This is a genomic window from Candidatus Poriferisodalis sp. (genome assembly GCF_965215815.1).
Classification (GTDB): Bacteria; Actinomycetota; Acidimicrobiia; order Acidimicrobiales; family Poriferisodalaceae; genus Poriferisodalis.
The window spans coordinates 1,843,681-1,869,211 of sequence record NZ_CBDCEO010000013.1; the positions used below are offsets into that span (position 1 = coordinate 1,843,681).

At 65.9% G+C, this 25,531-nt stretch carries 21 protein-coding genes; 7 read left to right on the forward strand and 14 right to left on the reverse strand.

The features are described 5' to 3' along the window. Window positions 1–101: 101 nt before the first annotated feature. Window positions 102–2,615 (forward strand): cell wall-binding repeat-containing protein, encoded by a 2,514-nt coding sequence (locus ACOOHB_RS18240; RefSeq protein WP_420446211.1) that lies wholly within the window; start codon window positions 102–104, stop codon window positions 2,613–2,615. A gap of 276 nt (window positions 2,616–2,891) precedes the next feature. Then, on the forward strand, window positions 2,892–3,995 hold the full coding sequence (locus ACOOHB_RS18245) for an amino acid ABC transporter substrate-binding protein (RefSeq protein ID WP_420446212.1): 1,104 nt from the start codon (window positions 2,892–2,894) through the stop codon (window positions 3,993–3,995). A 1-nt stretch (window position 3,996) separates the two neighbouring features. On the opposite strand, the gene ACOOHB_RS18250 is transcribed toward ACOOHB_RS18245, so the two are convergent. The 4 genes from ACOOHB_RS18250 to ACOOHB_RS18265 form a co-directional block, all read right to left on the reverse strand. Further along, window positions 3,997–4,779 (reverse strand): SDR family NAD(P)-dependent oxidoreductase, encoded by a 783-nt coding sequence (locus tag ACOOHB_RS18250; RefSeq protein ID WP_420446213.1) that lies wholly within the window; start codon window positions 4,777–4,779, stop codon window positions 3,997–3,999. Beyond that, window positions 4,772–5,233 (reverse strand): cupin domain-containing protein, encoded by a 462-nt coding sequence (locus ACOOHB_RS18255; protein ID WP_420446214.1) that lies wholly within the window; start codon window positions 5,231–5,233, stop codon window positions 4,772–4,774. The genes ACOOHB_RS18250 and ACOOHB_RS18255 overlap by 8 nt, the downstream gene beginning before the upstream one ends. Window positions 5,234–5,278: 45 nt before the next feature. Next, window positions 5,279–6,703, reverse strand: a complete 1,425-nt coding sequence (locus tag ACOOHB_RS18260) for an amidase (protein ID WP_420446215.1) — start codon at window positions 6,701–6,703, stop codon at window positions 5,279–5,281. A 67-nt stretch (window positions 6,704–6,770) separates the two neighbouring features. After that, window positions 6,771–7,562, reverse strand: a complete 792-nt coding sequence (locus ACOOHB_RS18265; protein ID WP_420446216.1) for a short-chain dehydrogenase/reductase — start codon at window positions 7,560–7,562, stop codon at window positions 6,771–6,773. Between the two features lie 104 nt (window positions 7,563–7,666). Here ACOOHB_RS18265 and ACOOHB_RS18270 point away from each other — a divergent pair, with 104 nt between their 5' ends. The 3 genes from ACOOHB_RS18270 to ACOOHB_RS18280 all read left to right on the forward strand — a co-directional run bounded on the left by ACOOHB_RS18270 (window position 7,667) and on the right by ACOOHB_RS18280 (window position 11,245). Then, a complete protein-coding gene (locus ACOOHB_RS18270; protein ID WP_420446217.1) occupies window positions 7,667–8,902 on the forward strand; it encodes an acyl-CoA dehydrogenase family protein in 1,236 nt (411 codons plus the stop codon). 175 nt (window positions 8,903–9,077) lie between these two features. Then, window positions 9,078–10,592, forward strand: coding sequence for a Fic family protein (locus ACOOHB_RS18275; protein ID WP_420446218.1), 1,515 nt, complete (start codon window positions 9,078–9,080; stop codon window positions 10,590–10,592). 173 nt (window positions 10,593–10,765) lie between these two features. Further along, the gene (locus ACOOHB_RS18280; RefSeq protein WP_420446219.1) at window positions 10,766–11,245 is read left to right on the forward strand and encodes a VOC family protein; all 480 of its coding nucleotides are present in this window, start codon (window positions 10,766–10,768) and stop codon (window positions 11,243–11,245) included. A gap of 36 nt (window positions 11,246–11,281) precedes the next feature. Here the strand turns inward: ACOOHB_RS18280 and ACOOHB_RS18285 are convergent, their stop codons facing one another. Then, window positions 11,282–12,457: an amidohydrolase family protein gene (locus tag ACOOHB_RS18285; RefSeq protein ID WP_420446220.1), complete on the reverse strand. Its 1,176-nt coding sequence runs from the start codon at window positions 12,455–12,457 to the stop codon at window positions 11,282–11,284. Between the two features lie 178 nt (window positions 12,458–12,635). Here ACOOHB_RS18285 and ACOOHB_RS18290 point away from each other — a divergent pair, with 178 nt between their 5' ends. Beyond that, the gene (locus tag ACOOHB_RS18290; protein ID WP_420446221.1) at window positions 12,636–13,409 is read left to right on the forward strand and encodes an EthD domain-containing protein; all 774 of its coding nucleotides are present in this window, start codon (window positions 12,636–12,638) and stop codon (window positions 13,407–13,409) included. A 33-nt stretch (window positions 13,410–13,442) separates the two neighbouring features. On the opposite strand, the gene ACOOHB_RS18295 is transcribed toward ACOOHB_RS18290, so the two are convergent. The 8 genes from ACOOHB_RS18295 to ACOOHB_RS18330 all read right to left on the reverse strand — a co-directional run bounded on the left by ACOOHB_RS18295 (window position 13,443) and on the right by ACOOHB_RS18330 (window position 23,127). Further along, window positions 13,443–15,077, reverse strand: coding sequence for an ABC transporter permease (locus ACOOHB_RS18295; RefSeq protein WP_420446222.1), 1,635 nt, complete (start codon window positions 15,075–15,077; stop codon window positions 13,443–13,445). Continuing rightward, window positions 15,074–16,192 (reverse strand): extracellular solute-binding protein, encoded by a 1,119-nt coding sequence (locus tag ACOOHB_RS18300; RefSeq protein ID WP_420446223.1) that lies wholly within the window; start codon window positions 16,190–16,192, stop codon window positions 15,074–15,076. Before ACOOHB_RS18300 ends, ACOOHB_RS18295 begins: the two co-directional genes overlap by 4 nt. 101 nt (window positions 16,193–16,293) lie before the next feature. Further along, window positions 16,294–17,289 (reverse strand): SDR family NAD(P)-dependent oxidoreductase, encoded by a 996-nt coding sequence (locus ACOOHB_RS18305; RefSeq protein WP_420446224.1) that lies wholly within the window; start codon window positions 17,287–17,289, stop codon window positions 16,294–16,296. 63 nt (window positions 17,290–17,352) lie between these two features. Next, on the reverse strand, window positions 17,353–18,111 hold the full coding sequence (locus tag ACOOHB_RS18310) for a crotonase/enoyl-CoA hydratase family protein (protein ID WP_420446225.1): 759 nt from the start codon (window positions 18,109–18,111) through the stop codon (window positions 17,353–17,355). 44 nt (window positions 18,112–18,155) lie between these two features. Next, the gene (locus ACOOHB_RS18315; RefSeq protein WP_420446226.1) at window positions 18,156–19,958 is read right to left on the reverse strand and encodes an FAD-dependent oxidoreductase; all 1,803 of its coding nucleotides are present in this window, start codon (window positions 19,956–19,958) and stop codon (window positions 18,156–18,158) included. Between the two features lie 21 nt (window positions 19,959–19,979). Next, on the reverse strand, window positions 19,980–20,738 hold the full coding sequence (locus tag ACOOHB_RS18320; RefSeq protein ID WP_420446227.1) for a class II aldolase/adducin family protein: 759 nt from the start codon (window positions 20,736–20,738) through the stop codon (window positions 19,980–19,982). Between the two features lie 56 nt (window positions 20,739–20,794). Beyond that, the gene (locus tag ACOOHB_RS18325; RefSeq protein WP_420446228.1) at window positions 20,795–22,333 is read right to left on the reverse strand and encodes an FAD-dependent oxidoreductase; all 1,539 of its coding nucleotides are present in this window, start codon (window positions 22,331–22,333) and stop codon (window positions 20,795–20,797) included. Window positions 22,334–22,365: 32 nt separating this feature from the next. After that, the gene (locus ACOOHB_RS18330; protein WP_420446229.1) at window positions 22,366–23,127 is read right to left on the reverse strand and encodes a class II aldolase/adducin family protein; all 762 of its coding nucleotides are present in this window, start codon (window positions 23,125–23,127) and stop codon (window positions 22,366–22,368) included. A gap of 100 nt (window positions 23,128–23,227) precedes the next feature. On the opposite strand from ACOOHB_RS18330, the gene ACOOHB_RS18335 reads away from it, so the two are divergent. Then, window positions 23,228–24,388 (forward strand): ABC transporter ATP-binding protein, encoded by a 1,161-nt coding sequence (locus ACOOHB_RS18335; protein ID WP_420446230.1) that lies wholly within the window; start codon window positions 23,228–23,230, stop codon window positions 24,386–24,388. A 61-nt stretch (window positions 24,389–24,449) separates the two neighbouring features. Here ACOOHB_RS18335 and ACOOHB_RS18340 read toward each other — a convergent pair whose 3' ends face one another. After that, the gene (locus ACOOHB_RS18340; protein ID WP_420446231.1) at window positions 24,450–25,517 is read right to left on the reverse strand and encodes an LLM class flavin-dependent oxidoreductase; all 1,068 of its coding nucleotides are present in this window, start codon (window positions 25,515–25,517) and stop codon (window positions 24,450–24,452) included. Window positions 25,518–25,531: the final 14 nt, after the last annotated feature.

The following is a 25,531-nucleotide window of genomic DNA, read 5'->3' on the forward strand; positions in this document are numbered from 1 at the left end:
TTGCTTACTAGCACTTCGTCCGCGGCCGGGCCTAGTGCGACGCGCCGCCCGCCGGTCTGCGATCGTGGCGACTACTCAACGGAAGCGGTCCAGGAGTTGCCATGCTGCGCACTGCCAGAAGTCGACGTCCAAGGACCGCGCTTCGCGTCGCGTTTGCTGCGGTGGTCGCCACGGCATTGCTGCCTTTGGCGCCGGTGGCTTCAGCGGCTCAGAGCGATGACGCCCCGAGCATCGAGCGTCTATGGGGCCAGGACCGCTATGCGACGTCGTTGGAGGTGGCACGCCGGTTCGTGCAAGAGGCCGGCGGGAGCATCGACGCCGTGGTGCTGGTTTCAGGTACGTCGTGGCCTGACGCTGTCATCGCTGCGGGGCTCGCGGGGTCGCTCGATGCGCCGGTGCTGCTCATTCAGGCCGACGGGCTGACCGACGACGCATCATCTTTCCTGACAGAAGCTGGGGTATCGGAGGTCGTGGTGGTCGGTGCCAGCGATGTCGTGTCCCAGCAGGCCATCGACGGTCTGGCCGCATTCGGCAGCGTGCAGCGCATTTCGGGTGCGGACGCGTCGACGGCATCAGTGGCGGTGGCTGAGCGGATCGGGACGCCGGGCACCATGCCGGGGGATGGCACCACGGCCATCGTGGCCAGCTCTGAGGTGTTCGTCGACGCCATGGTTGCCGGCGGTTTCGCTGCCCGCGGTGCGCACCCTGTCTTGCTCACCTCCCGGGACGAACTCGATGGCGGCGTCAGTGGCTTTGTGACGGGAAGCGGAGTCGAGCACGTGATGATCATGGGCGGATCCGCTGCAGTGTCGACATCGGTGGAAGACGAACTCGAAGGACTGGGGGTGGACGTCACTCGGTTGGGCGGCGAGACACGGTTCCACACGGCCCAGGTGGTGGCCGAGTTCATCGAGGGCAAGTACCAGGCGTCGGGTGACAAGTGCTTCGACCGCTCCACGGCTGGCTTGGCGACGGCTCGGGTGCCGTTCGACTCGTTCGGCGCCGGTCCGCTGCTGGGCTTGCTGTGTGCACCGTTGCTGCTCACCGAAGTGCAGCACATGGACTCGGGAACCGCCGAGTGGCTGCGCGCTGAGACTGACACGGTCGTTGTGTTCGGCGGCACGGCCGCTGTCTCGGAGGCTGCGCTTGCGGGCCTCAGGCCAGAGCCTGTGCCCGAGCCGGAACTGCCGACCGAACTGACCGACCCCGACCGGTCGACGCTTGAAGGCATCTTGGCCGAAGCCGCCGCTCGCAGGGCGGTGGCAATAGCGGACCTCACCGCCAACATCAACTCGGGCAAGTACGGCATCGACGACAACAACGTTCTGCGAGGTCCTGCCGGATTCCGGGTCAACCTCGACGATTGTGACGATGACTGGTCGAACACCACCGGAGTCACCAGCACTGAGATCCGCATCGGTCACACCATTGCCCAGTCCGGCAACCTCGCTTTCTACGGCAATATCGCCATTGGCTGGGAGAACTATCTCAATTGGGTGAACGAGAACGACCCTGTGATCGTCGACGGCTCGTCGCGGGACCTGCAGCTCGTCGTCAAGGACGATGGCTACTCTGCGATCCGGACGATCGAGTTGGTGGATGAACTGATCGAGGACGGCAACGTCTTGTCCATCACGACCGCTGGAGCGCCGAGTGCGCTGGCGACCTACAACACGCTGAACGACGCGTGTATCCCGCACCCATTCGCCCTGCTGGCGGGTCACCCGGCGTTAGGCGATCCCGTGAACCACCCGTGGACGACCGGCTCGCGGTTGTCATACACGAGCGAAGCGATCCTGTGGGGCGAATGGATCAAGCGAAACCTCTCCGACAAGCTGCCCGTCAAGGTCGGTGCGCTGGTGATGAACAACGACTTTGGCAAGCCATTCGAATCGAGCTTCAAGCAATGGGCCGAAGCCAACCCTGACGTCGTCAGCGAATTCCTGGCTGCTCGGCACGACCCGCGTCGCCAGGGTGTCAGACCGGAAATGGAGACCATTGAGAACTTCGGACCTGACGTCTACATCTCGATGACGGCCGGATCTGCCTGCTTGGATGCCATCCGGGACGCTCGTGACACTGGTTTGATCGGCGACATCCGGCGCAGGGATGGCGCGCTGTTCACCATGTCCTACTGCTCTGCGGTCGGGACGTACATGAGGCCGGCAGGCTCGGCGGCTGACGGCTGGTGGATCATCGGTGACGGGTGGAAGGACTCCACCGATCCCAACCACACCGACGAGCCGTTCATTGAATTCATCAACACGAGGCTTGAATCGGCTGGTCTCGACACGACGAACACGCTGTATGCGTGGGGCTATCGCTATGGCTACCCGTACGTGGAAGCGGTGCGCATTGCCGCTGCGCTGCCTGGGGGCCTGACCAGGACCAACCTCTTGCTCGCGATTCGTTCGCTCGAGATCTACCATCCGCTGCTGTTCGACGGCATCCGCGCACGGTTCAACGGCAACTCAGATGCCTTCTTCGTGGAAGGCAGCCACTTCAACCGCTATGACGCCTCCAAGCACGCATGGAAGAAGACGGGCGGCATCATCAACGCCAATAGCAAGACGCCAAACTGCAGCTGGAATCTCGACGTCGGACGCTGCGAGTAGTCGCTATCTGCGCCAGAGCTCTTGACGTATGCCCGCGAGCGATTGGATCGAGCCACGTCGTAGCTGGAACCTCGCCGTGCTGGTTTACCCGTTGGGCATGCTCCAGCTGACAACCAGCAGGCAGCCGGCGAGTGCCACAGCGACGGCGAGCAGCCAGTCGCCGGTGCGGGATCGGGTGTCGGTAGATATGTTCATCGTGATTTCTCCATGTCTATGAACCATGCTCTTGGAGTGCACGTTGTCCTGCCTGCAGTGCACCAAGGGGGTGTGACACGAATGCGAGCTGTCCACGGTTTGCTCGCTGCAGTCGCCGCGGCGGTGCTGCTGATCGCCGGTTGCAGCTCCGTTGACGACGTCAACGCAGAGGCCGCAGCAGCGCCTGCCGAACCAGTGCCAGTTCAAGCAACGCAGGACGTGGACCTGCTCGAGACGGTGAGGTCGCGGGGCGTTCTCAACTGTGGGGTGTACGGCGCCGCGGTGGCATTCTCCGAGACGCAACCCGACGGCAGTACTACGGGTTTCGATGCCGACTACTGCCGCGCTTTGGCCATTGCGATGCTCGGCGACGCCGGTGCGGTCAACTTCGTGCCACTCACATCGGCCGAGAGATTCACGGCGTTGCAGAGCGGCCTCATCGACGTGCTGGTGCGGAACACGACCTGGACCCAAAGCCGCGACAGCGACCTGAAATTCGACTTCGCGCCGGTCACCTTCTACGACGGCCAGCAGTTGATGGGCCGCGCCCGCGACGGCTTCACGCCTGCATCGACCGTGGCGGACATCGCAGGGGCCACGGTCTGCGCCACCGCCGGAACCACCACCGAGAAGAACGTCGCCGACGCGGCCAACGCCGCAGGCGTCGAGATAAGGCTGCAGACCTTCGAGGATCTCGACATCATCACCGACAGCTTCATCAGCGGCACATGCGACCTGATGACCACCGACGGCTCAGGGCTCCTCGGCCGCCGGAATCGCCAACAGGGTGATCAAGAGTGGGTGATCTTCCCCGCAGCACCCTTCTCCAAGGAGCCGCTTGCCCCGCTGTACCTGCCCAACCAGTCGACCTTCGGCGACATTGTCAACTGGACGATCTACGCGACGATCATCTTCGACGAGAAGGGCATCACGTCTGCCAACGTCGACGATCTGCTGGGCAGCGGCGAACTCGATGCCGAGGCAATCAGGCTGCTCGGCGGCGAGGGCGAATTGCAAACCAAGATGGGCTTGGAGCCCAATGCGTTCTACGAGGTGGTCCGCCAGATCGGGAACTACGAAGAGATCTTCACCCGCAACCTCGAATTTGTCGGATTGCAGCGGGCCGGTACGCCCAATGCTCGCTGGACCGAAGGCGGGCTGATCTACGCGCCGCCAGCGCGCTGAATCACCAGGTCGGCCGCGTCAGCACGCCGCCGTCCACAACGAGGGCGATTCCGGTGATCCACCTCGCCAGGTCCGAGCACAGGAACACACAGGCATCGCCCACATCGGCGGCCGTTCCAAGCCTGCCGAGCGGTGTCGTTGCGTTCCAGCGGGACACGCCGTCGGGCCAGTCGTCGGCGAGGCTGGGCCGGTCGATCAGACCCGGCGAGATGCTGTTCACGCGGATCCCGTCGGGGCCGTAGGCGGCGGCCGCGGCCCTGGCATGCATCAGCAGCCCGGCCTTGGAAGTGGAGTAGTGCCCGGTCCCATCGTCGGGCTGATGTCCATCGATCGACGCAATGTGCACTACCACGCCGCCGGAGCCCTGCGCCTGCATCGCGCGGACGGCGGCTTGCGTCAGCCGGTGCGTCGCATTGAGGTTGACATTGATCATCTCGGACCACAAATCGTCGGTCAGCTCGGCGAACGGTGCAACGTTCGCGATGGCGGCGTTGTTGACCAAACCGTCAATGCGGCCGTGATGATCGATCGCCGCGGCAACGATGCGCTGCGGAGCGTCGGGGGCGAGCAGATCCGCCTCGACCGAGGTCACGGGGTTGCTGGCGGCATCAACCAGATGGTCGACTGGCGACGACCGCGTGTGCGCCACCACCGTTGCACCGGCCGCTCCGAGGCGCTGGGCGATGCCAGTGCCGACTCCGCCACCGGCGCCGGTCACCACGATGACGCGGCCGTCCAGTCGCAGCAGGTCCGCTGGCGCAGGAAGGTCGTCGTGATCAGCCATAGTCCGTCTCCATTCGCGTGAAGCGTGCGATGTCGGAGGCCGCCTGCGGGTAGGCGGCAACAAGCGCATCCCGCTCGCCAAGCTCGAAACCGGCATCGGTGAATGCGGGCGCCACCGTCGTGCCGACAAGCGACCAGTCGCCCGTAGTTCCCGCCGCCATCCAGACACCGGGCCCGACTGCGACGACGGGCCGCTGTCCACCTGCCAAGTCGTCACCGAGCATCGGACGCTCGACGCCGCCACCGGGTTCCAGCAGCAGCATCTCGACGGGTGCGCCGGCGTAGTGATGCCAGAGCTCGACGCCCCCGAGACGATGCAGAGCGGAGAAGTCCCCTGGCTGCATCAGGTAGTAGATCGCAGACGAATGTTCGTCTCGCCAGGTCTGGGCCCACTGGCCGCCTTCGCTCGCTAGTGGAGTGAGGCCCAGCAATTCGGTCACCTTGTCGGCGTCCACCGGCCCAACGTAACCCCCCGCCCCGAAGCGACGTGCCCTGGCAGTTCAGTCTGCGGCAGAGGCGATCTCCGGCGCGATGGGGTCGAGACCAAGTAGATCCTCAAGCACGGCAAGCGTCTGCAGCACGCCGATGTCGTCGACTTGATGGCCGAGCACCTGCAGGCCGATGGGCATGCCGTCGTCAGTGAAGCCGCAGCAGATGGTTCCCGCGGGGCGCCGGGTGAGGTTGGCAAGCGGCGTGAAGCGGACCCAATTCTCCGTCTCGACGCCGTTGATGGTCCCGTCCCCTCCGACAACTGGTGTCTGGCCCGCCATCGTCGGCGAGAGCATCGCGTCGAAACCAGTCATCACCTCGCCGAGCTGCATTGACAGCTCGGCGGCCTGCTGGCGAGCCGCTGCCACCGTGTCCACCGTCACCCGCTCGAAGGCTTCTTCCAACGCCACGGCGAGCACGTCGGTGACGTCATCCCACGCAGGCGTCCCGTACAGGGGCCGAAACGCCGGAGCGATCAGCCCGCCCAGGAAGAGCGGCAGAAACGCCCCCGAGACCGTGTCGAACAGCGTGCCCATCTCGACAACCTCGACGCCCTCCGCAGCGAGCCGCTCGACCGCAGCAGCACAGCTGGCCAGGATCTCAGCGTCCACCGGTTCGCCGTCGAAGGCGGGAACCCACAACACGCGCTTCGGAAGCGGGGGATCGTCCAGTGCCCCGCGCCACGACTCCGTCGGTGCGGGCAGGCTTCGGAGGTCGGACGGATGGGGGCCCACCACTGCGTCGAGGCAATACGCCACGTCACGGATGAGGCGAGCCATCGGCCCCACGCACGACAGGTCCAGCAGTCCTGGCGGCGGCGGCCCGCTCGGCACGCGTCCCTGGCTCGTCTTGATGCCCGACAGGCCGCACATCGCCGAGGGAATCCGGATGGAGCCGCCGCCGTCGGACCCGGTGCCGACCGGCACCATGCCCGATGCAATCGCGGCACCGGTGCCCCCCGACGAACCGCCGGGCGAACGGCTCAGGTTCCATGGATTCCACGTCGCTCCGAACACCGGGTTATACGTGTCGCCCATACAGCCGAACTCCGGCGTATTCGTCTTGCCGACGATGACGGCGCCGGCAGCCCGCAAACGTGCCACTTCGGTGGAGTCGGAGGTGACCGGCGGGGTGTCGCGCAAGTGCATGGCTCCGCGAGTGGTGACGAACCCTGCGGCATCGGCGAGGTCCTTGACGCCGATCGGGATGCCTGCCAGCGGGCCGACGTCGGAGCCGGCATCGAGGCGCTCATCGATGGCAGCGGCTTGGGAACGAGCGGCCGCTTCGTCAATGACGACGAACGCATTGAGGTGCGGATTCAGGGCTTCGATTCGCTCGAGCGCGTGCTCGGTCACCGCCGCAGCGGTCAGCGTTCGGTCTCGCATCATCGACACCAGTGATTCAACCGTCACTGTCCTGAAGTCGGGCACATCCATGGTCGGCCACCTCCTTGGAGGCACGACACTACTGAGCGGTTTGGGATGGTCTTGCAGCGCGGCGACGTCAGCGAGCTGATGCGCCGCCGTCGATCGTGATCGACGTGCCGCTGACGTGGCCGGCCAGATCCGATGCCAAGAAGGCGACCACATCGGCCACCTGCTCCACGGTTCCCGGAGCGGGATCGGCAGGGATCAGCTCTTCCCAGCGGGACTCATCGCCCCATTCGTCGACCGCCTGGCGGCGCAGCAAGTCGCCCATGCGGTCGGTGATGATGAGCCCGGGGTTGACGGCCACCACCCGCACCCCCTCGCGCAGGCTCCGGCTGCCCAGCGCCGCGGTCATCGCCACAAGACCGCTGTTGCCCACAGCGCCGGCGATGTAGGACGGCTGGGGCCGCAGCGAGGCCGCCCCGATGACGTTGACGATCACTCCGCTGCCACGAGCGGACATGAGGGGATAGATGGCCCGGCACAGGTCGATGTAGCCGAAGACCTTCAGGTCCCACGCGTCTCGCCATGTCATGTCGTCGACGGTCACGATGTCGCCGCCCGGAATTGCCCCCGCGTTGTTCACCCAGATGTCGACGAGTTCGCCTCCCGCAGCACCGCCGCATCCGGTCTCGGCCAGCAGTGTCTGCCGCCCTGCATCCGTAGACAGGTCAACAGCGTGCGTTGTGACGATTGTCCCTGGCGCAACTGCTCGCACGTCCTCGGCGGCTCTCGCCAGTACATCGGCCGACCGCGCTGCCAGAGCAACATCGCAGCCCTCCCGAGCCAGCGCCACAGCGCAGCCCAGCCCGATCCCCTTCGATGCGCCCGTGATCACCGCGCGCTTGCCCGTCAGTCCCAGATCCATCGGCTCAACGTAACCCCAGCGCCCAACGCGTGCGGAGGTCGCGGCTGGTTGACGCTCGCCCCTGCGTACGGGTGTCGATTGCGCCACGGTTCTACGCTGCCGGCATGGCGACTGTCGATGAGGTGCGCGACGAGGCCCGGACCTGGCTGGAAGAGCACTGGGACCCGGAGCGGCCGCTCACCGAGTGGCGCAACATGCTCGCCGATACCGGCTGGGGCACCCCGTCGTGGCCGACGGAGTGGCACGGCCGGGGCCTGCCGCTGTCCATGGAAGCCGTGGTGGACCGCGAGTTCGACGCTGTCGGGGCCGTCGGTGTGGCGGCCGGCGTCAGCATGTACCTGGTGGCACCGACGCTGCTCACACACGCCAGCGACGAGCAGAAGCAACGCCATCTGCGACCGATTCTCACCGGCGAGCACAAGTGGTGCCAGCTGTTCTCCGAGCCCACCAACGGCTCTGACTTGGCGGGGCTAGTCACTCGTGCCGACCGTGACGGGGACGAGTGGATCGTCAACGGTCAGAAGGTCTGGAACTCGGGCGCGCACAAGGCCCGCTTCGGCATTCTGATGGCGCGTACCAACTGGGGCGTGCCCAAGCATCAGGGCATCTCGTACTTCTTGCTCCCGATGGGACAGCCAGGAGTCGAAGTACGTCCGCTGCGGCAGATGAACGGCCACGCCACGTTCAACGAGGTGTTCTTCCACGATGCCCGGGTATCGCACGACGAGATGGTCGGCGGCCCCGGTGACGGCTGGCGCATCGGGCTCACGACGCTGGCGCACGAACGCTCCGCCGTCGCGACTCAGCGGCCCCGCTACCCGGCCGACGGCGGTCCAACGGTCTCCCAGGCGAAGCGCGAGAGCGACGAGTACTTCGCCACCTACAAGTGGTACCCGCAGCGGGCAGGGCGGGCCAACCTCGTCATCCCCGAGGCACAGCGGACTGGGCGGATAGGTGACCCGCTGGTCCGCCAGCAGATTGCCCGCGTCGAGACGCTGCGCCGGATCTCGTCGTGGACCATGCAGCGCGCTCGGGCCGCACGTGCTGCCGGCAAGCCGCCGGGCCCCGAGGGCTCGCTCACCAAGCTGAACATGTCAGTGACGGCCCGTGCCTGCCATGAGGCCCACACATTGATCGCCGGCTCGATGGGCATGCTCGTCGGCCCCGGTTCCAACGCTGACGGCATCGTGTCGGAGATCCTGATGTCCACACCGGCCATGTCGATTGCCGGGGGCACCGACGAGATCCAGCGCAACATCATCGGCGAGCGGGTGCTGGGACTGCCCAAAGAGCCCGACGACGCCAAGGACATCCCGTACTCCGACGCCCGCCGCAACTGACACCCCGCCCGACTGCGAGTGCCGAGTCGGTGCAGTTCGTCTTGACACATCTATCGAGTCTTTCGATCTAAGAACATCAGATAATTGAGTTCTTGAGCGAAATATGACTGATTCAAAATCTCTTCTTAGAGAAATAATGCTGCTTTTTGAGTTCTCGGGGCGTTAGCGTCAGATTATGGCTCGAAGAGTCTCCACTCCTTGGCCGACGGAGCCTCGCACCGTCTTCTTTGACAATGTGGCATCGCGGGACACGCTCAGCAGGGCAATAGCCGACGGTCGGATCCGGCGGCTGGCACCGCGCCTGTACTCCTCGGACCTGATCAGCGACCCTGCAGAAATAGTGGTTGCCAACCGATGGCTCATCTTGGGTCGTCTGCTTCCCGGCGCCCTGATCGTCGATCGCTCAGCAGCGCTAGACGGCAGCGTGAGCGGAGGCTGCATCTTCGTCGCATCGCAGAGTGGGCGCAAATCCATTCAGTTGCCGGGTATGGAAGTCCGGATCCGCCCTGGTAGGCCCTTGACCGAACCGTTTGAAGACCTGCCTTGGCCCAACGGGCTCAGGATGTCCAGCCCGGCTCGCATCTTGGCGGACAACCTCGCCGTCACTCGTGGCCGCAGCGGAAGGACGCCCCGGACACTGTCGCTGGCGGAACTCGAGGACTGGCTGGCCGCCAAGGCCATTACTTGGGGGCCAAAACGGATGTCGCGACTGCGCGACGACGCCACCACCCTCGTCGAGGCCCAGGGCAAAGTTGATCAGGTCGACGAAATCAAGCGTCTGTTCGACCAGTTGGCAGGTGACCAGCCGTTGCGTCCCACAGCCGGCCCGCTATTGCAAGCGTTCACGCATGGTCGAGCCTGGGATGAACGCAGGGTGGAGATGTTCAACCGACTGGCTCAGGGCTTGACCGGCTACGACGACCCGGATGTGCCCGATTGGCTCCCAGCGGGACCCGAAGCGGAAGCGCTGCCATTCTTCGAGAGCTACTTCTCCAATTACATCGAGGGCACGGTATTCACGGTGCCCGAAGCCCGTCGCATCATCGACACTCAGCAACCCCCACCTGCTCGCCCAGCCGATGGCCACGACATCTTGGGCACCTATCGCTGTGTAGCCGACACCGTCGGACGCAGGGCCACCGCTGAGGATGTGGAGGGGTTCCTGAGTCACCTGCGCGAGCGACATCAGATGATTCTCACAGGCCGCCCCGAAGTGGGTCCGGGGCAGTGGAAGCAGGCACCCAACCAAGTCGGCGCGTACCCTTTTGTCGATCCCCCCTTGGTCGAGGGCACGCTGCGTCAAGGTTTCGAGCTGTCCCCCTCGGTTCCCGCTGGTTTCCGGCGCGCGCTCTACATCATGATCATGGTGGCCGAGGTTCACCCCTTCACCGACGGCAATGGGAGGGTGGCACGCGTGATGATGAACGCCGAGCTGTCGGCGGTCGATGCTGCTCGGATCATCATCCCGAGTGTGTTCCGCAATGAGTACATCGGCTGCCTGCGGCGCACCTCGACAACACAGGCTGATGATGTTGCCGCACTGATGAGAGTCATGAGTTTTGCTTGGCGATGGACGGCAGCCATGCCCTGGCATGACGCTGGGGCTACCGAGGGCCAATTGAAGGCAACCAATGCCCTACAAGATCCCGACGACGCTGCCTTTGGCGGCATCAAGCTCCAGTTGCCCTAGTGCGCTGGCAGTCGGGCTGAGCGCCACTGTGCAGCGTTGCGTCGGCGAGTTCAGGACCGAACGATGGACGTACAGACGGCGCACACCTGCTCGGTACGATCCGGGCGAGGCGAGGGGTGCGATCGACGGGCCTGCCAGCGCCCGCAGCCCGAGTTGCACCGACGGGAGGCGACATGGCCACGCTCGGCATACGACACGCAGTGCTCTGGGTGAGCGACCCCGAAGCCTCTGCTGGCTTCTACACCCAGGCACTCGGCCTGCAGGTCGTGAACCGCTACGGCACCGCTGTGTTCATGGCGTCGCCTTCGTCGAACACCGACCACGACCTCGGACTGTTCGACGCGGCTGGCGAAGGTGCACCGGCACGCCATGTGGGCCTCTATCACCTGGCCTGGGAAATCGCCACGCTCGCCGAGCTGGCCGAGGCTAGGACCCGGCTGGCCGAGATGGGTGCCCTGATGGGCGAGAACAATCACGGCACTAGTCGCAGCCTGTACTGCCACGACCCTGACGGCATCGAGTTCGAGGTGATGTGGGAGGTGCCGCTGGAGCTCTACGAACCCGACGCCCCGCGCAACATCCCGCTCGATCTCGAAGCCGACATGGCGCGCTGGGGCGCCGACCGACTCAGCCGAGGGGCCACCGCCGCGTAGCGACCGCCCTCGGCGACAACCGTCGCAAGCGCCCCGCTACAGGTCGATCTTGTAGAGCTCGGCGGCGTTGTCCTGCAGGATCCGCTTCTGGACAGCGGGATCGAGATTGCCGATCGCGTCACGCACCCGCTCGACGCTGTGCGGGTAGAGGCAGGTGGGGTGGGGGATGTCGGTCTCGAACATGATCTGGGTAGCCCCGATGTGGTCGATGGCCGGCGCCAGCGTCTGGGACTCGAACCAGAAACAGCCGAAGAACTGCCGCCGGAAGTACTCCGAGGGCTTCATCGACAGGTGGGCCATGTGCTCGGGTGCGGTCTCGCCGCACTGGTAGTCGAGCGCGTCCAGCAGGAACGGGATCCAGCCGACACCGCTCTCCACCGACACGAAGTTGAGGTTCGGGTAGCGCTCCGGCACGTCGCTGACCAGCAGGTTCACCATCCAGCGCAGCTGGCCCAGGAAGATCGCGGCTCCGCCGAGGGAGATCTTCACATCGCCCGACCAGGTGTCATACGGCACCGAGCCAGACCAGTTGATGTCGCCCTCCGACGCGCCGATGTGGAAATTGACCGGCATCTCCAAGGCTTCGCAGATCTCCCAGAACGGCCGCCACTCGGGCTGTGCGAAATTCGGCATGCCCGAGTCGTGCGGGTTGGAGCACATCACGATGCCCTTGGCACCGTTGCGGTGCATGCGGTCGACCTCGAGCACGCTGGCGTCGATGTCCCACCACGGCACGAGCGCCATCGGCAGGATGCGACCGCCTGAGCGGGCCTGCAGGTCGGCCATCCAGTCGTTGTAGATCTCCACGCAGGCGATGCGCAGCGCCCGGTCCTCCACCTTGAGGAAGTTCTGGTTCCCGAAGCCGCCGACGTTGGGATACACGATGCCGTGGCTCACACCCATGGCATCCATCAGCTCAAGGCGGGCGTCGCAGTCGTAGGACGCAGCGTGCACCATCTCGATGTCGTGTTTGAGGAACTTCAGCCCGAGCATCTTTTCGCCATCGGGCAGGATCGCCGACACCGCTGAGTCGCCAGCGATCGGAATGTCGCCGTTGACCACCCACTTGCGCTTTCCCTTGTGCTCGCGGATCTGCGGTACCAGATCGCGGTACTTGGCTGGCGCCAAGCTGGTCCACAGGTCGTGCGGCTCAGTCCAGTGAGTGTCGGAATCGACAATCTTGATGCCGGGAAAGAACTCGGTGATCGGCATGTTGTGCGCCCCCCTCGGTGCTCGGTGGCAGCCGCGTCAAAATTAGCAGGCACCGTCCCGCCGAAGCCGAGCCGCGAACTTGGCTGTTGGTCGACTCTTGGGTCTTGGTCCCCCCAACCCGGCTGGAACTAGCCTCGCCGCGAAGCGAGGCTGGCTCAATTCTCCAAGGAGGCGAACGATGCTGCGACTCACGTTCTTGCTGCGGCGCAAAGAAGGCATGAGCCGGGCCGAGATGCAGGACTACTGGCTCAACGTGCATGGCCCGCTGGTGGCCAGCCATGCAGCGGTGGCGAAGATGCTGCGCTACGTCCAGGTGCACACCACCGACGACGACCACAGCCGCCTGCCGGGCCGGCGGGGCGAAATGGAAGAGCCCTACGACGGTGTGGCAGAGGTCTGGTGGGCGTCGCGTGAGTCGATGCTCGAGGCCATGACGACCGACGCCGGTCGCGAGTTCGACCGGCTGTTGCGCGAAGACGAACTCAACTTCGCGGACATCAAGCGCTCGTCGGCCTACTACTGCTACGAGTACCCGCAGGTGAATCCGACGCCGGAGAACATCGTTGCCACCGACCGCTCCAGCCTCGTCAAGCTCTACTTCGCCCTCCGTCACCTGCCAGCGTTCAGTATCGAAGAAGCGCAGTGGTACTGGCGCACCCACCACGGGCCGGTGATCCGGCGTCAAGCCCAGTCGTCGGGCATCCTGCGCTACCAGCAGGTGCACGCCGACGAGCATTCCTTCACCACCGCCATCAACCGTTCACGGGACTCAACTGTCGAGCCCTACACCGGTCACGCCGAGGTATGGATGGACCGCAGCGCGATGGGCAACGCCATCCCCGAGAACCGGGCCGCGTCTCGTCGGGCCTACGAGGACGAGGCCAACTTCATCGACTTCTCCCGTTCGGTGATGTTCCTGGCCAAAGAGCACGTGATGGTCGACCACCGCTAGCCAACGCACAGGCCGATGGCGCTTGCGAGAGCGTCAGGTGTGTTCTTGCCGGCGGACTACCAGGAACCACGTCAGGGCGAAGGACAACACCACCAGGATCACGCCCATCAGACCAGCTTCGGCGATGAAAGCGTCCTCGAACGAGCCGAAGATTCGGGTGGTCAGCGTCGAGAAGCCCAGCGGTGAGACCAGCAGGCTGATCGGCAGCTCCTTCATCACCGACAACAGCACCAGGCCAGCACCCGCCCCCAATGCGGGACCCATGACCGGCAGGTCCACGGAGAAGAAGCGGCGCACCGGTCCGGCGCCGAGCAACCGGGCCGAGTCGTGCAGGCGATCGGGCACGCTGCGCACTGCGATCACGCTCACACCCATCGCCAGCGACCCGAAGCGAACGACGTAAGCGAAGATCAGCAGCACCGTCGAGTCGCCGAGCAGTTCCAGCACCAGGTCGGTCCGCAGTGTCCAGAAGCGCATCGACAGGGCGATGAGCAGGCCGGGCAGCGCGAACGTGCTGATGACGATTGCGTGAGCGAGCGATCCGGTCCGCGAGCGGTGACGCCCTACCAGCATCGCGATCGGCAAGACCGCGGCAACTGACACCACTGCGGCCACGACACTCACCCAGACCGTGTTGAAGGTGGCGTCAGCGATGCTCGCGTAGTCGACAGCGAGCGCCCGGTCGCCGGTGATCGAGCGCAGCACGCCCCGCTGGGCCCAGTCCACCAAGGCGATAAAGGGTGCGCCCACGCTGGCGAAGACGGTGATTGCCACCGTTGCCAGGGCGACGGGCCGCCAGCGCCCCAAGTGATAGTCGAGGGGCCGTTGCGAGCCCGAGCGTGTCCCGTCGGGCATGCGGCGGGAGAACCAACGCTCAGCCAGCACCACCACCGCGGCGAGCATGAGCAGCATGAGGCTGAGCGCCAGCGCCACCGGCGGATTTGCCAGATAGTTGGTGGCGATGGCGCGGGTCAGCGTGTCGTATCGCATCAGCTGCACCGCACCGAAGTCACTCAGCGTGTACAGGAACACCAGCAGCGTCCCCGCACCGATTGCCGTGCCGGCGTGGGGAAGGCAGATGCGTCGGAACACGGCGAACGCGCTGTCTCCGAGCAGTCTGGCGCTCTCCTCGAGACTCCCGGGAAGCTGTCGCAGCCGGGCCGCGACTGGCAGGTACACGTAGGGGTAGGTCATCAGCAGCAGTACCAGCCAGGCCCCGAAGAACCCCCGCAACTCGGGCACCGAAGCGATGCCGATGCGTGCGAGCACGTCGTTCGCGAGGCCGCCGGGATTCAGCGTGCGGATGAACGCGGCGGCACCCACGAAGGTCGGGTAGACGAGCGGCAGCGGCAGCAGCACGCGCCACAACCGGCGCAGGGGGAGATCGGTGCGCATGGCAAGCCACGCCAGACCCGTGCCGAGCACCAGCGCGCTCGCAGACACGGAGATGGCGAGCCGGAGCGTGCGCCACATCGGGCCCAGGGTGCGAGCACTCCACAGCAGACCCTCGGGACCCGTGCCGTCACGCAGCGCCCGGAACACTAGGTACACGCCGGGGAAGGCGAACAAGAACGCCAGCACCACGCCGGCGACGCGCAGCGCCGGCGGTGCGCTGCTGCGCCCCCGCCGGGCTGCTGGGGTCATTTCGCCGCTCAGGCCGGTCGTCACTCGTTCAGGATGCCGCTCGCCTCGATGATCTCCGTCGAGCGGGCGAAACCCTCGCCGAGCGAGTCGAAGTTGATGCTCCCGATCTCGGGACCACCCAACGGCGGCAGGACCTCAGCGGGAGCGACCCCCGCCGCAAGCGGGTACTCGAGCGTCTCGCTGCTGAAGTAGCGCTGCGAGGGCCCGCTCAACAGGTAGGCGATGAACTCGTGTGCGGCTTCGGCGTTGTCGCTGGCGGCGGTCACGGTTGCAGCGGTGATGATCAGCAGCGAGCCGATGTCGTCGCCGGTGAAGTCCCAGTTCGCAGCCCTGTGGTCCTCACCGGACGCTTCGGCCACTTGGTACTGGTAGTAGTGGTTCACGAGGCCCATGTCGATTTCGCCGCGGCCGGCGGCCTCCACGATGGACCGGTTGTTCGGGTAGTAGCGGGCGTCATTGGCGACCATGTCGTCAAGCCACTGCGTGGCCACCTCAGTGCCGTGCTGGTTGCGGAACACGGTGAACCAGTCCACGAACGAGCCGTTGGTGGCGGGGATCGCCACCCGGCCGCGGTAGCGCTCATCGGTGAGGTCGAAGACAGAATCGGGCAGCTCGTCGTCGGGCACCTCGTCGACGTTGTAGACGAGCACTCGTTTGCGGCCGGTGAATCCCACCCACGTTCCCTCGTCTGAACTGTTGTCCTCGCTGACGAGACTGAGGACGTCTCGATCGATGGACGAGAGCAAGCCCTTGCCCTCGAGGAATCCCACCGGGCCGGGTGAGCGCGACAGGAACACATCGGCGGGGGTGCGGTCTCCTTCCTCGGCGAGCAGCAGTGCCAAGTCGGTCGAGGCACCCCATCGAACGGCCACCTCGATGCCGCTCTCGCATGCGAAAGCGTCGAGCACTGGCCCGATGAGGTTCTCGGTGCGGCCCGAATACAGGGTGAGCTTCCGGCCGTTTGTGTCTTGGCAATCACCGTCGTATATCGCAGCAGCCGGTCCCTCGAGCGTGCGCGCCGACCCGCAAGCAGTCGCGATGGTTGCGACCGCGATGGCTATCGCAGCCCAGCCGAGATGGCGCCTGGCTGAGCGGCACGGTGACGACGGGAGAGATACAGAACGAGACGTCGTGGACATGGCGTCGCACTATAGCCACTGTTTCCGTTTGATGTAAAGGATACCTAACGATCTGTGTGGAGCGTGCTAACCGGATGGAATCGGGTTCTCGGTCGAGTAGCTCACGCGAACCGCAGCGGATCCTCCGCGCTCCAGACGACTGGCTGCTCGTCGAGGTTTAGTGACAGCTGGTGCCAGACCAGCTCCACCGCTGCCGGGCCGGCATCTTCAGCGTCGCCGGTGCCTTCAACGGCGTTCACCATCAACTCGAACATTCCGCCGTCGGTCTCGTTGATCGGCCGGGCCAGAAGCGCCATGAACGCCTCGGCCATCTCGCACGGTTCCAGCATCCGGGGCTGCCAGCGCCCATAGACCCGCTCGTTGCCGGCGTAGGAGTTGGTCATTCCGGTGCGCACGAACGGCAGCAGCAGGGTGAAGCAGCTCACCAGGTCGGCGCTGCGTCCCAGATTCACCTTCAGCACTTTCGGCAGCTGCAGCACGGCCCAGTTGCTCAGCGCGTAGCCGGGCACCGCCGGACCCGGGTCGACCGCCTGGCGGGAGGACACGTAGACGATCTGGGCCGGCTCGTCGGCGTACACCGCCTCGCCTGCCCACAAGTGCGTCGAGGCCAGGAATCCGTCGACCTTGGTGTCGAGCACCAGCCGCGATTGCTCAAGGTTGTCAATGAAGTGTTGGCGCACGCGGGCCCGTCGAAGCGACGAGGATTCGCCCTCCACCTGCCGCAGCGTGCGACCCAGGTTGTAGCCCGTCTCGGTGAGGCCCGAATTGCAGATGATCAGATTCGGTGGCAGTCCGCCCATCTGGTCGATGACGTAGCTGCGAATTGCCCACAGGTCGCGCAGGTTCGTAACATCGGCCTGCACGGGAAAGGCGTGGACACCCTCGTCGCTGAGCTGGGCGACGAGGTCGAAGCCGTCTTCGTAGCTGCGATGGAAGTGCACGCCGACCGACTCGGCGCCGTTGAGCCCCGTGCTGAGCGCAAATGCCTGGCCGATGCCGCCGTCCTTGCCGGCTCCGGTGATCAGCACACGTTTGCCAGCTACCGCGGCGCGGAACTCATCGAACCGGAATGAATCAGTCGGCGCGGTGTATGCCATGAGAGTGCTCCTGTGAGGCTCCGGGCTGAGGGCTGATCCGAGCGGATCAGTGGTGAGTCTGCCTCAGCGACCGGTCCACACAGGATCGCGCTTCTCAACGAAGGCCTTTGGCCCCTCGAGGAAATCCTCGGTGCCCAGGATGTTGCGGAAGTGATCCCTGGTGATCTCCCAGCCTTCATCCTCCGAGCGCGCATGGCTCTCGAGCACCACGGCGCGGCTCTCTCGCACCGCCTTCGGAGCATTTGCGATGATGCGCTCCGCCAATGCGATGGCGGCTGGGACAACCTCACCCTCGTCAGCCATCTCGTTGACGAGCCCGAGCTGAAAGGCCCGTTCGGACGAGATCGGGTCGCCCGTCATCGCCAGTTCCAGCGTCACATTGCGGCCCACCACCTGTGGCAGCCGGAACAGGCCGCCGGCAGCGGCCACCAGCGATCGCTTGACCTCGGGAATGCCGAAACGGGCTCGGGGCGACGCGACCACCAAATCGCACGACAGCACGATCTCCAGGCCCCCGGCCAGGGCTGCCCCGTCCACCGCTGCGATGAGCGGCTTGGTACGGGGATAGCGAGCGAGCCCGGCAAAGCCGCCCTTTTCGGTCTCGATGGGCTTCTTGGCGGCCACCGACTTCAGGTCGGCGCCGGCGCTGAACACGGTGCCTGTTCCGGCCAGGATCCCAACCCACACGTCGGGGTCGGCCTCGAAGGCGTCGAGATGAGCCTCCATGGCGGAAGATACCTCGTGGCTGATTGCATTTCGGGCTTCGGGCCGGTTCAGCGTGAAGATCGCAATCCGGCCTTGTGTTTCGTAGTCAACGACCATCGCGCCAATCTAAGTGGACGAGCGGCTCATTGTCGTACCGGCACTCAACGGCGGATGTCGGGTGCTCCAAGGCGGGCAGCGTCGGCGGTCTGGTCATCGGGCCGGTTCTGGCTCTCGCGTTCGGCCTCGACCCGCGCCTGGTAGTGCCAGACCTCGCGCTCGATCGCCTCAGGCGACCAGCCGAGTTCGGCGCCCATCAATTCGGCTGTGTCCTGAGCTACGTCGACACCGCGGTCCCACGACTCAACTGACAGCCGGGTACGCCGGGTCAGCACGTCGTCGAGGTGCAGGGCGCCCTCACTGCGAACGGCGTGGGTCACTTCGGCACGCAGGTAGAGGTGTCCGGGGGCCAGCGGCTCACCCAGGTCGCCTCGGGTGGCGACCAACTTGAGCACCTCGTCGATCTGGTCGCCGTGACGGTTCAGCAGGTGAACGAGGGTGGCGCGGCTCAAGCCCGCACGGGCGGCAATCTCGTCGTGGCGCCGACGGCGCTCCTCATAGCCCTTGGCGCCCACGAGTGGCGTGATCGTTGTCTTGGATCGGTGCGCGGCGGCGTCGCGCCGACGATGGGGGAGCTTTGGCGGCCTTCGGCCATGGGCCGCCTCGACCTCCGCGAGCGCGAGTTCGACCGTATCCGCCGCCATGACCCGGTACGTCGTGTACTTGCCGCCGGCCACCGAGATCAGTCCCGGTGCGACCCGCGTGACGACGTGCTCGCGGCTCAGCTTGGCTGACATCTCGTTTACCGAAGGGCTGTCGCCAGCCACCAGCGGCCGCAGGCCGGCATAGACGCCGCAGATGTCGTCGCGGGTGAGTGGGTCGGCAAGCACGCTGTTGACACGCTCCAACAGCATCTCGATGTCGGCGCTGCTCGCAGCGGGATGGGCGTTGTCGAGGTCCCAGTCGCTGTCGGTGGTGCCGATGATCCAGCGGTTGCCCCACGGAACCACGAACAGGACGCTGGGGGGTGTCGGCACGATGAGCCCGCAGTCGAGATCGATCCGTTCTGCGGGGACCACCAGGTGGATGCCCTTCGATGCCCGGATGCGAGTCCGGGGCGCTGCGGCGTCCGTCGAGTCGCGCTCGGCGAGCTGCTCGATCTGGCTGGTCCATACGCCGGTGGCGTTGATGACGGCGTCGGCCTCCAGCTTGAACGTGCGCCCGGTCTCGCCGCAGTGTGCAATCACGCCCCGCACTGCTCCGTCGGTGACGAGCAGTTCCTGGACGCGGGTCGAGGTGAGGATGCGAGCTCCATGTGCCGCAGCGGTGCGGGCGATCGCAACCACGAGCCGAGCGTCATCGGCCTGACCGTCCCAGTAGGTGATCCCCCCGCGCACGACTTCCGGGTCGAGTGCTGGTGCGAGTCGTTGCATGCGGCGGGCGCCGAGGTGTCGGTGGGTTCCGATGCTGTGTTGCTTATGTCCGGCCATCGCGCTGTAGAGCGCGATACCCGCCCCAGTGCGCAGGCGCTCTCGCCAGCCCCGCCGTATCGGGTACAGGAACTGAACCGGCCGGACCAAGTGGGGCGCCAGCCTGCCCAGCAGCAGCCGACGCTCAGCCAGCGATTCTTTGACGAGGCCGAATTCGAGTCGTTGCAGGTAACGCAGGCCCCCGTGGATCAGCTTTGACGAACGGCTCGAAGTGCCAGACGCGAGATCGCGTTGTTCGAGCAGCGCCACGCTGCGGCCACGCAGCGCGAGGTCGAGAGCGCAGCCGGCGCCGGTGACTCCCCCGCCGATAACGATGACGTCGACGCGGCCACCGCTGAGCTCGTCGAGCCATGCGGCACGCTGGGACGGACCCAGACGGCTGTCGTGGGCGCCGTCGGACGCGTCAGGTTGGGTCACTGCTCGGTCAGCCCGGATCGACTAGGCAAATTCGTGAGCCAGGTGGCGGCGGGTGGCCCAGCCGAACAGGTTCCAGCCGAAGTCACCTCGCGTCAGATCCTCCTGGGCGATGCGCGCCTCTTCGACTGAGATCGGGATGGCCTCGCGGGCCTTCATCTGCACTTCGGCCACCCGTTCGGCCAGCACGAACCAGCCGACGGCGTCAGCCGGGCTCGATCCGACTGTCAGCAGGCCGTGATTGGCCAGGATCGCCGTTCGGCAGTCGCCAAGGACAGATGCGATGCGCTCGCCGTCAGTCGACAGGATCTGCACCTCTTCGTCGTCGAAGAGCACGTGGTCGTCGACGAAGCAGGTTGCTTCCTGGTTGATCGGTTCGATCATTCGGCGTTCGGCCGAGAACGGCGTGCCCCACTGGGTATGTGTATGGGCGACGGCGCCGATGTCGGGCCGTGCCTCGTGGATGGGGTGGTGGATGTGGTAGGCGCTGTTGTTGATCGGTGCTGTGCGCCCGTGCTGGTCGACGGCGGTGCCATCGGGCCCGACGAGCACCAGATCGTCGACAGTGGCCCGTTCGAAGGTCACTCCGTAGCGCAGCAGCCACATGTGATCGGCCCGCACCGGGTCACGGCAGGTGATGTGCCCGTCGCCCAGCTCGCCCCAGCGCAGCACGCCGAAGAGGCGGTAGGCACGGGCCAGATCGGTGAGCAGGCGGGCTCGCTCGGCGAGCGGATCGGCCTCGAAGGGTTCGGTCGCTTCCGCAGCTTGATCGTGAGCGTTCATGTCGCGAATTCTGCCACGGGCGGCACCGTCACCGTCACCGGTGTCGGCGGTGCGAACTAGCCTCGGCTATTGGCGCGTGTGCGCATGATCGCGGGGGCCAACGGCTCACCCAAATCGCCTTGGGTGGCGACCAACTTGAGTACCTCGTCAACCTGGTCGCCGTGGCGGTCCAGCAGGTGAACAACGGTGGCGCGGCTCAAGCCCGCACGGGCGGCGATCTCGTCCTGGCGTAGACGGCGCTCTTCATAGCCCTCGGCGCCAACGAGCGGTGTGATCGTCGTCTTGGATCGGCGCGCGGAAGCGTCGCGCCGACGATGGGGGAGCCTCGGCGGCCTTCGGCCATGGGCCGCCTCGACCTCGGCCAGTGCCAGCTCGACTGTGTCGGCTGCCATGACCCGGTAGGTCGTGTACTTGCCGCCGGCCACCGAGACCAGCCCCGGAGCAACCCGGGTGATCACGTGCTCGCGGCTCAGCTTGGCTGACAGCTCGGTTTCCGAAGGGGTGTTGCCCGCGACCAGTGGTCGCAGGCCGGCATAGACGCCGCAGATGTCGTCGCGGGTGATCGAGTCGGTTAGCACGCTGTTGACCCGCTCCAACAGCATCTCGATGTCGGCACTGCTCGCTGCGGGGTGTGCGTTGTCGAGATCCCAGTCGGTGTCGGTGGTGCCGATGATCCAGCGGTTTCCCCACGGAACCACGAACAGGACGCTGGGCGGAGTCGGCACGATGAGCCCACAGTTGAGATCGATTCGTTCTGCGGGGACGAGCAGGTGGATGCCTTTCGATGCGCGGATGGGAGTCCGGGGTGTTGTCGCCTCGGTCGAGTCGCGCTCGGCGAGCTGCTCGATCTGGCTGGTCCACACACGGGTGGCATTGATGACGGCGTCAGCCTCGAGCTTGAAGGTGCGGCCGGTCTCGCCGCAGTGTGCGATCACGCCCCGCACTGCGCCGTCGGTGACGAGCAGTTCCTGGACGCGGGTCGAGGTGAGGATGCGTGCCCCATGTTCTGCAGCGGTGCGAGCGATGGCAACCACGAGCCGAGCGTCATCGGCCTGACCGTCCCAGTAGGTGATCCCCCCGCGCACGACTTCCGGGTCGAGTGCTGGTGCGAGTCGTTGCATGCGGCGGGCGCCGAGGTGTCGGTGGGTTCCGATGCTGTGTTGCTTATGTCCGGCCATCGCGCTGTAGAGCGCGATACCCGCCCCAGTGCGCAGGCGCTCTCGCCAGCCCCGCCGTATCGGATAGAGGAACTCCACCGGCCGCACCAAATGGGGCGCAAGCCTGCCCAGCAGCAGCCGACGCTCGGTCAGCGATTCGAAGACCAGGCCGAATTCGAGGCGCTGCAGGTACCGCAGCCCCCCGTGGATCAGCTTCGACGAACGGCTCGAGGTGCCCGACGCCAGGTCGCGTTGCTCGAGCAGCGCCACGCTGCGGCCCCGCAGCGCGAGGTCGAGAGCGCAGCCGGCACCGGTGACACCTCCGCCGATGACGATGACATCGACGCGGCCGCCACCGAGTTCGTCGAGCCAGGCGGCGCGCTGGGACGGGCCCAGGCGACTGTCGCGGGCGCCATCGGACGCGTCAGGTTGGGTCATTGCTCGGTCGCCGCTCGATCAGCCCGGATGGATTAGGCGAACTCGTGAGCCAGGTGGCGGCGGGTGGCCCAGCCGAACAGGTTCCAGCCGAAGTCACCTCGCGTCAGATCCTCCTGGGCGATGCGCGCCTCTTCGACTGAGATCGGGATGGCCTCGCGGGCCTTCATCTGCACTTCGGCCACCCGTTCGGCCAGCACGAACCAGCCGACGGCGTCAGCCGGGCTCGATCCGACTGTCAGCAGGCCGTGATTGGCCAGGATCGCCGTTCGGCAGTCGCCAAGGGCAGCGGCGATGCGCTTGCCGCCGTCAGTCGACAGGATCTGCACCTCTTCGTCGTCGAAGAGCACGTGGTCGTCGACGAAGCAGGTTGCTTCCTGGTTGATCGGTTCGATCATTCGGCGTTCGGCCGAGAACGGCGTGCCCCACTGGGTATGTGTATGGGCGACGGCGCCGATGTCGGGCCGTGCCTCGTGGATGGGGTGGTGGATGTGGTAGGCGCTGTTGTTGATCGGTGCTGTGCGCCCGTGCTGGTCGACGGCGGTGCCATCGGGCCCGACGAGCACCAGATCGTCGACAGTGGCCCGTTCGAAGGTCACTCCGTAGCGCAGCAGCCACATGTGATCGGCCCGCACCGGGTCACGGCAGGTGATGTGCCCGTCGCCCAGCTCGCCCCAGCGCAGCACGCCGAAGAGGCGGTAGGCACGGGCCAGATCGGTGAGCAGGCGGGCTCGCTCGGCGAGCGGATCGGCCTCGAAGGGTTCGGTCGCTTCCGCAGCTTGATCGTGAGCGTTCATGTCGCGAATTCTGCCACGGGCGGCACCGTCACCGTCACCGGTGTCGGCGGTGCGAACTAGCCTCGGCTATTGGCGCGTGTGCGCATGATCGCGGGGTCCCATGGCAACCGTCACGTTGGATCAGCTGACGAAGAAGTACCCCAACGGGTTTGTCGCTGTCAGCGAACTGGACATCGGCATCGCTGACGGCGAGTTTCTCGTTCTTGTGGGCCCATCGGGCTGCGGCAAGTCGACGGCTTTGCGGATGGTTGCCGGTCTCGAAGAGATCAGCGACGGCGAGCTTCAGATCGACGGGCAGCGGATGAATGATGTCGAGCCCAAAGACCGCAACATCGCGATGGTCTTCCAGAGCTACGCGCTGTATCCGCACCTGGACGTGGCACGCAATATCGGCTTTCCGCTGAAGCTGGCCGGTGTACCGAAGCAAGAGGCGGAAGCGAAAGTTCTCGAAGCGGCGCGCCTGCTCGAACTCGAGCCGCTGCTGGCCAGCAAGCCGGCGCAGCTGTCCGGCGGTCAGCGCCAGCGTGTCGCTATGGGTCGGGCGATCGTGCGCGATCCCGCCGTGTTCCTGATGGACGAGCCGTTGTCGAACCTCGACGCCAAGCTGCGCGTGCAGATGCGAGCCGAGATCACCGGACTCCAGCATCGGCTCGGTGCCACCACCATCTACGTCACCCACGACCAGGTCGAGGCGATGACCATGGGGGACCGCGTGGCAGTCCTGCGGGACGGACTGCTCCAGCAGGTCGCGGCTCCGACAGATCTCTACGAGCAACCCGACAACTTGTTCGTTGCCGGCTTCATCGGCGCGCCGGCTATGAACCTGCGCATGGCGCGCCTGTCGAGCGGAAACGACGGCTGGCAGCTGCAGCTGGGGTCACAGGTGCTGAGCCTCGCTGAGCCAGTGTTCGACACACACCCCACGCTGCGGGGTTACGACGGCGCAGAGATCGTGGTGGGCATCCGGCCCGAGGCCATCGAAGACGCATCCGTGGGGGGCGATGACGGACGTTCTCGCCTGAGTGCGGTCGTGTCGCTCACCGAAGCACTCGGTTCGGACTTGCTGCTGCACTTCCCGCTCGATGCGCCTTCGGTTGAGGCAGGGGATCCAGACACGCTCGAAGGCATCGACGACCGGATGGTGATCGCACGAGTGAGCCCGCGAAGCAGCGCGCGCCCCGGCACCACAGTCGAGCTCAGCGTCAACACCGAGAACCTGCACTTCTTCGACCCGCAGACCGAGCTGGCCATCCGCGGCTGACATTCCCGCCAACCTGTTCGGCTCGGGGCTCTCGGGGCGCGCAACCGGCCCAAGTACGGATCTAGGGCTGCCAGAGCTTGCGGTGGGGCATCGTTTCGAGGACGAGACGGCCGAAGCGGTCGCACTCGGCGATGTGCGGATAGCCGGACAAGATAAAGGCGTCGATGCCGACATCGGAGTACGCGCCGAGCTTCGCAGCGACCTGGTCGGGGTCGCCGACGATGGCAGCGCCGGCTCCGCTGCGGGCCCGCCCGATGCCTGTCCAGAGTCCCTCTTCTGCGAAGCCCTCGCGGTCGGCGCTTTCGCGCAGCTGTGCCTGCCGCTGCACCCCGACCGAGGCGGAGTCGAGTGCCCGTGACCGGATCGTCGCCCCCGTGTCGTCGTCGAGCTGGCTCACCAGTCGTCTGGTGGCGTCGACTGCCTCGGCGGTAGAGGGGCGCACGATCACGTGTGATCTCAAGCCGAACTGCAACTCGCGCCCGATCGCTGCTGCTCGGTCGCGCATCTCGTTGACCGTCTGGGCGACGCCCGCCACCGTGTCGGGCCAGGTCAGGAAGACGTCCGCTGCGACTGCAGCGGTGTGCTTGGCGTCGTCAGAGAAGCCGCCGAAATAGAACGGCGGGCAGCGTCCGCTCACCGTGCCGGCACGAGGCGGATCGAGCTGGACCGAGACGAACTCGCCGTCGAAGTCGACCGGCTGACCGTCGAGCAGGGTGCGCAGCACCGTCATGTACTCGCGGGTGCGCTGGTAGCGAGGCGCTGATGGCAGCGGTGCGCCGGGCAGGTCGCTGGAGATGATGTTGATGGTCAGCCGGCCGCTGGACATCTGGTCGATGGTGGCGAGTTGGCGGGCCAGCTGGGGCGGCCACAGCTCGCCCATGCGGACAGCCAGGAGCAGGTTGATGCGCTCGGTCCGCGTCGCGATGCCAGCGGCAAAAGCGGTGGCATCGATGCCGAGTGCATAGCCCGAGGGCAGCAACACGTTGTCGAAGCCGTTGCGTTCGGCTGCCTGGACGATGTCGGCGCAGTGCTCCCATGAACTGGCCAAGGCGGGATCCGGCACGCCCAGAAACTCGTAGTCGTCGTCGCAGAGCGCCGAGAACCACGCAATCTCCGGCGCTGTGTTCATGGATGCATCTCCGC

Excerpts from the sequence above, each read along its gene's own strand:
- ACOOHB_RS18240 (WP_420446211.1), top strand. The coding sequence starts at position 102 with ATGCTGCGCACTGCCAGAAGTCGACGTCCAAGGACCGCGCTTCGCGTC.
- ACOOHB_RS18245 (WP_420446212.1), top strand. The coding sequence starts at position 2,892 with ATGCGAGCTGTCCACGGTTTGCTCGCTGCAGTCGCCGCGGCGGTGCTG.
- ACOOHB_RS18250 (WP_420446213.1), bottom strand. The coding sequence starts at position 4,779 with ATGGCTGATCACGACGACCTTCCTGCGCCAGCGGACCTGCTGCGACTG.
- ACOOHB_RS18260 (WP_420446215.1), bottom strand. The coding sequence starts at position 6,703 with ATGGATGTGCCCGACTTCAGGACAGTGACGGTTGAATCACTGGTGTCG.
- ACOOHB_RS18265 (WP_420446216.1), bottom strand. The coding sequence starts at position 7,562 with ATGGATCTGGGACTGACGGGCAAGCGCGCGGTGATCACGGGCGCATCG.
- ACOOHB_RS18270 (WP_420446217.1), top strand. The coding sequence starts at position 7,667 with ATGGCGACTGTCGATGAGGTGCGCGACGAGGCCCGGACCTGGCTGGAA.
- ACOOHB_RS18275 (WP_420446218.1), top strand. The coding sequence starts at position 9,078 with ATGGCTCGAAGAGTCTCCACTCCTTGGCCGACGGAGCCTCGCACCGTC.
- ACOOHB_RS18280 (WP_420446219.1), top strand. The coding sequence starts at position 10,766 with ATGGCCACGCTCGGCATACGACACGCAGTGCTCTGGGTGAGCGACCCC.
- ACOOHB_RS18285 (WP_420446220.1), bottom strand. The coding sequence starts at position 12,457 with ATGCCGATCACCGAGTTCTTTCCCGGCATCAAGATTGTCGATTCCGAC.
- ACOOHB_RS18290 (WP_420446221.1), top strand. The coding sequence starts at position 12,636 with ATGCTGCGACTCACGTTCTTGCTGCGGCGCAAAGAAGGCATGAGCCGG.
- ACOOHB_RS18300 (WP_420446223.1), bottom strand. The coding sequence starts at position 16,192 with ATGTCCACGACGTCTCGTTCTGTATCTCTCCCGTCGTCACCGTGCCGC.
- ACOOHB_RS18305 (WP_420446224.1), bottom strand. The coding sequence starts at position 17,289 with ATGGCATACACCGCGCCGACTGATTCATTCCGGTTCGATGAGTTCCGC.
- ACOOHB_RS18310 (WP_420446225.1), bottom strand. The coding sequence starts at position 18,111 with ATGGTCGTTGACTACGAAACACAAGGCCGGATTGCGATCTTCACGCTG.
- ACOOHB_RS18320 (WP_420446227.1), bottom strand. The coding sequence starts at position 20,738 with ATGAACGCTCACGATCAAGCTGCGGAAGCGACCGAACCCTTCGAGGCC.
- ACOOHB_RS18325 (WP_420446228.1), bottom strand. The coding sequence starts at position 22,333 with ATGACCCAACCTGACGCGTCCGATGGCGCCCGCGACAGTCGCCTGGGC.
- ACOOHB_RS18330 (WP_420446229.1), bottom strand. The coding sequence starts at position 23,127 with ATGAACGCTCACGATCAAGCTGCGGAAGCGACCGAACCCTTCGAGGCC.
- ACOOHB_RS18335 (WP_420446230.1), top strand. The coding sequence starts at position 23,228 with ATGGCAACCGTCACGTTGGATCAGCTGACGAAGAAGTACCCCAACGGG.
- ACOOHB_RS18340 (WP_420446231.1), bottom strand. The coding sequence starts at position 25,517 with ATGAACACAGCGCCGGAGATTGCGTGGTTCTCGGCGCTCTGCGACGAC.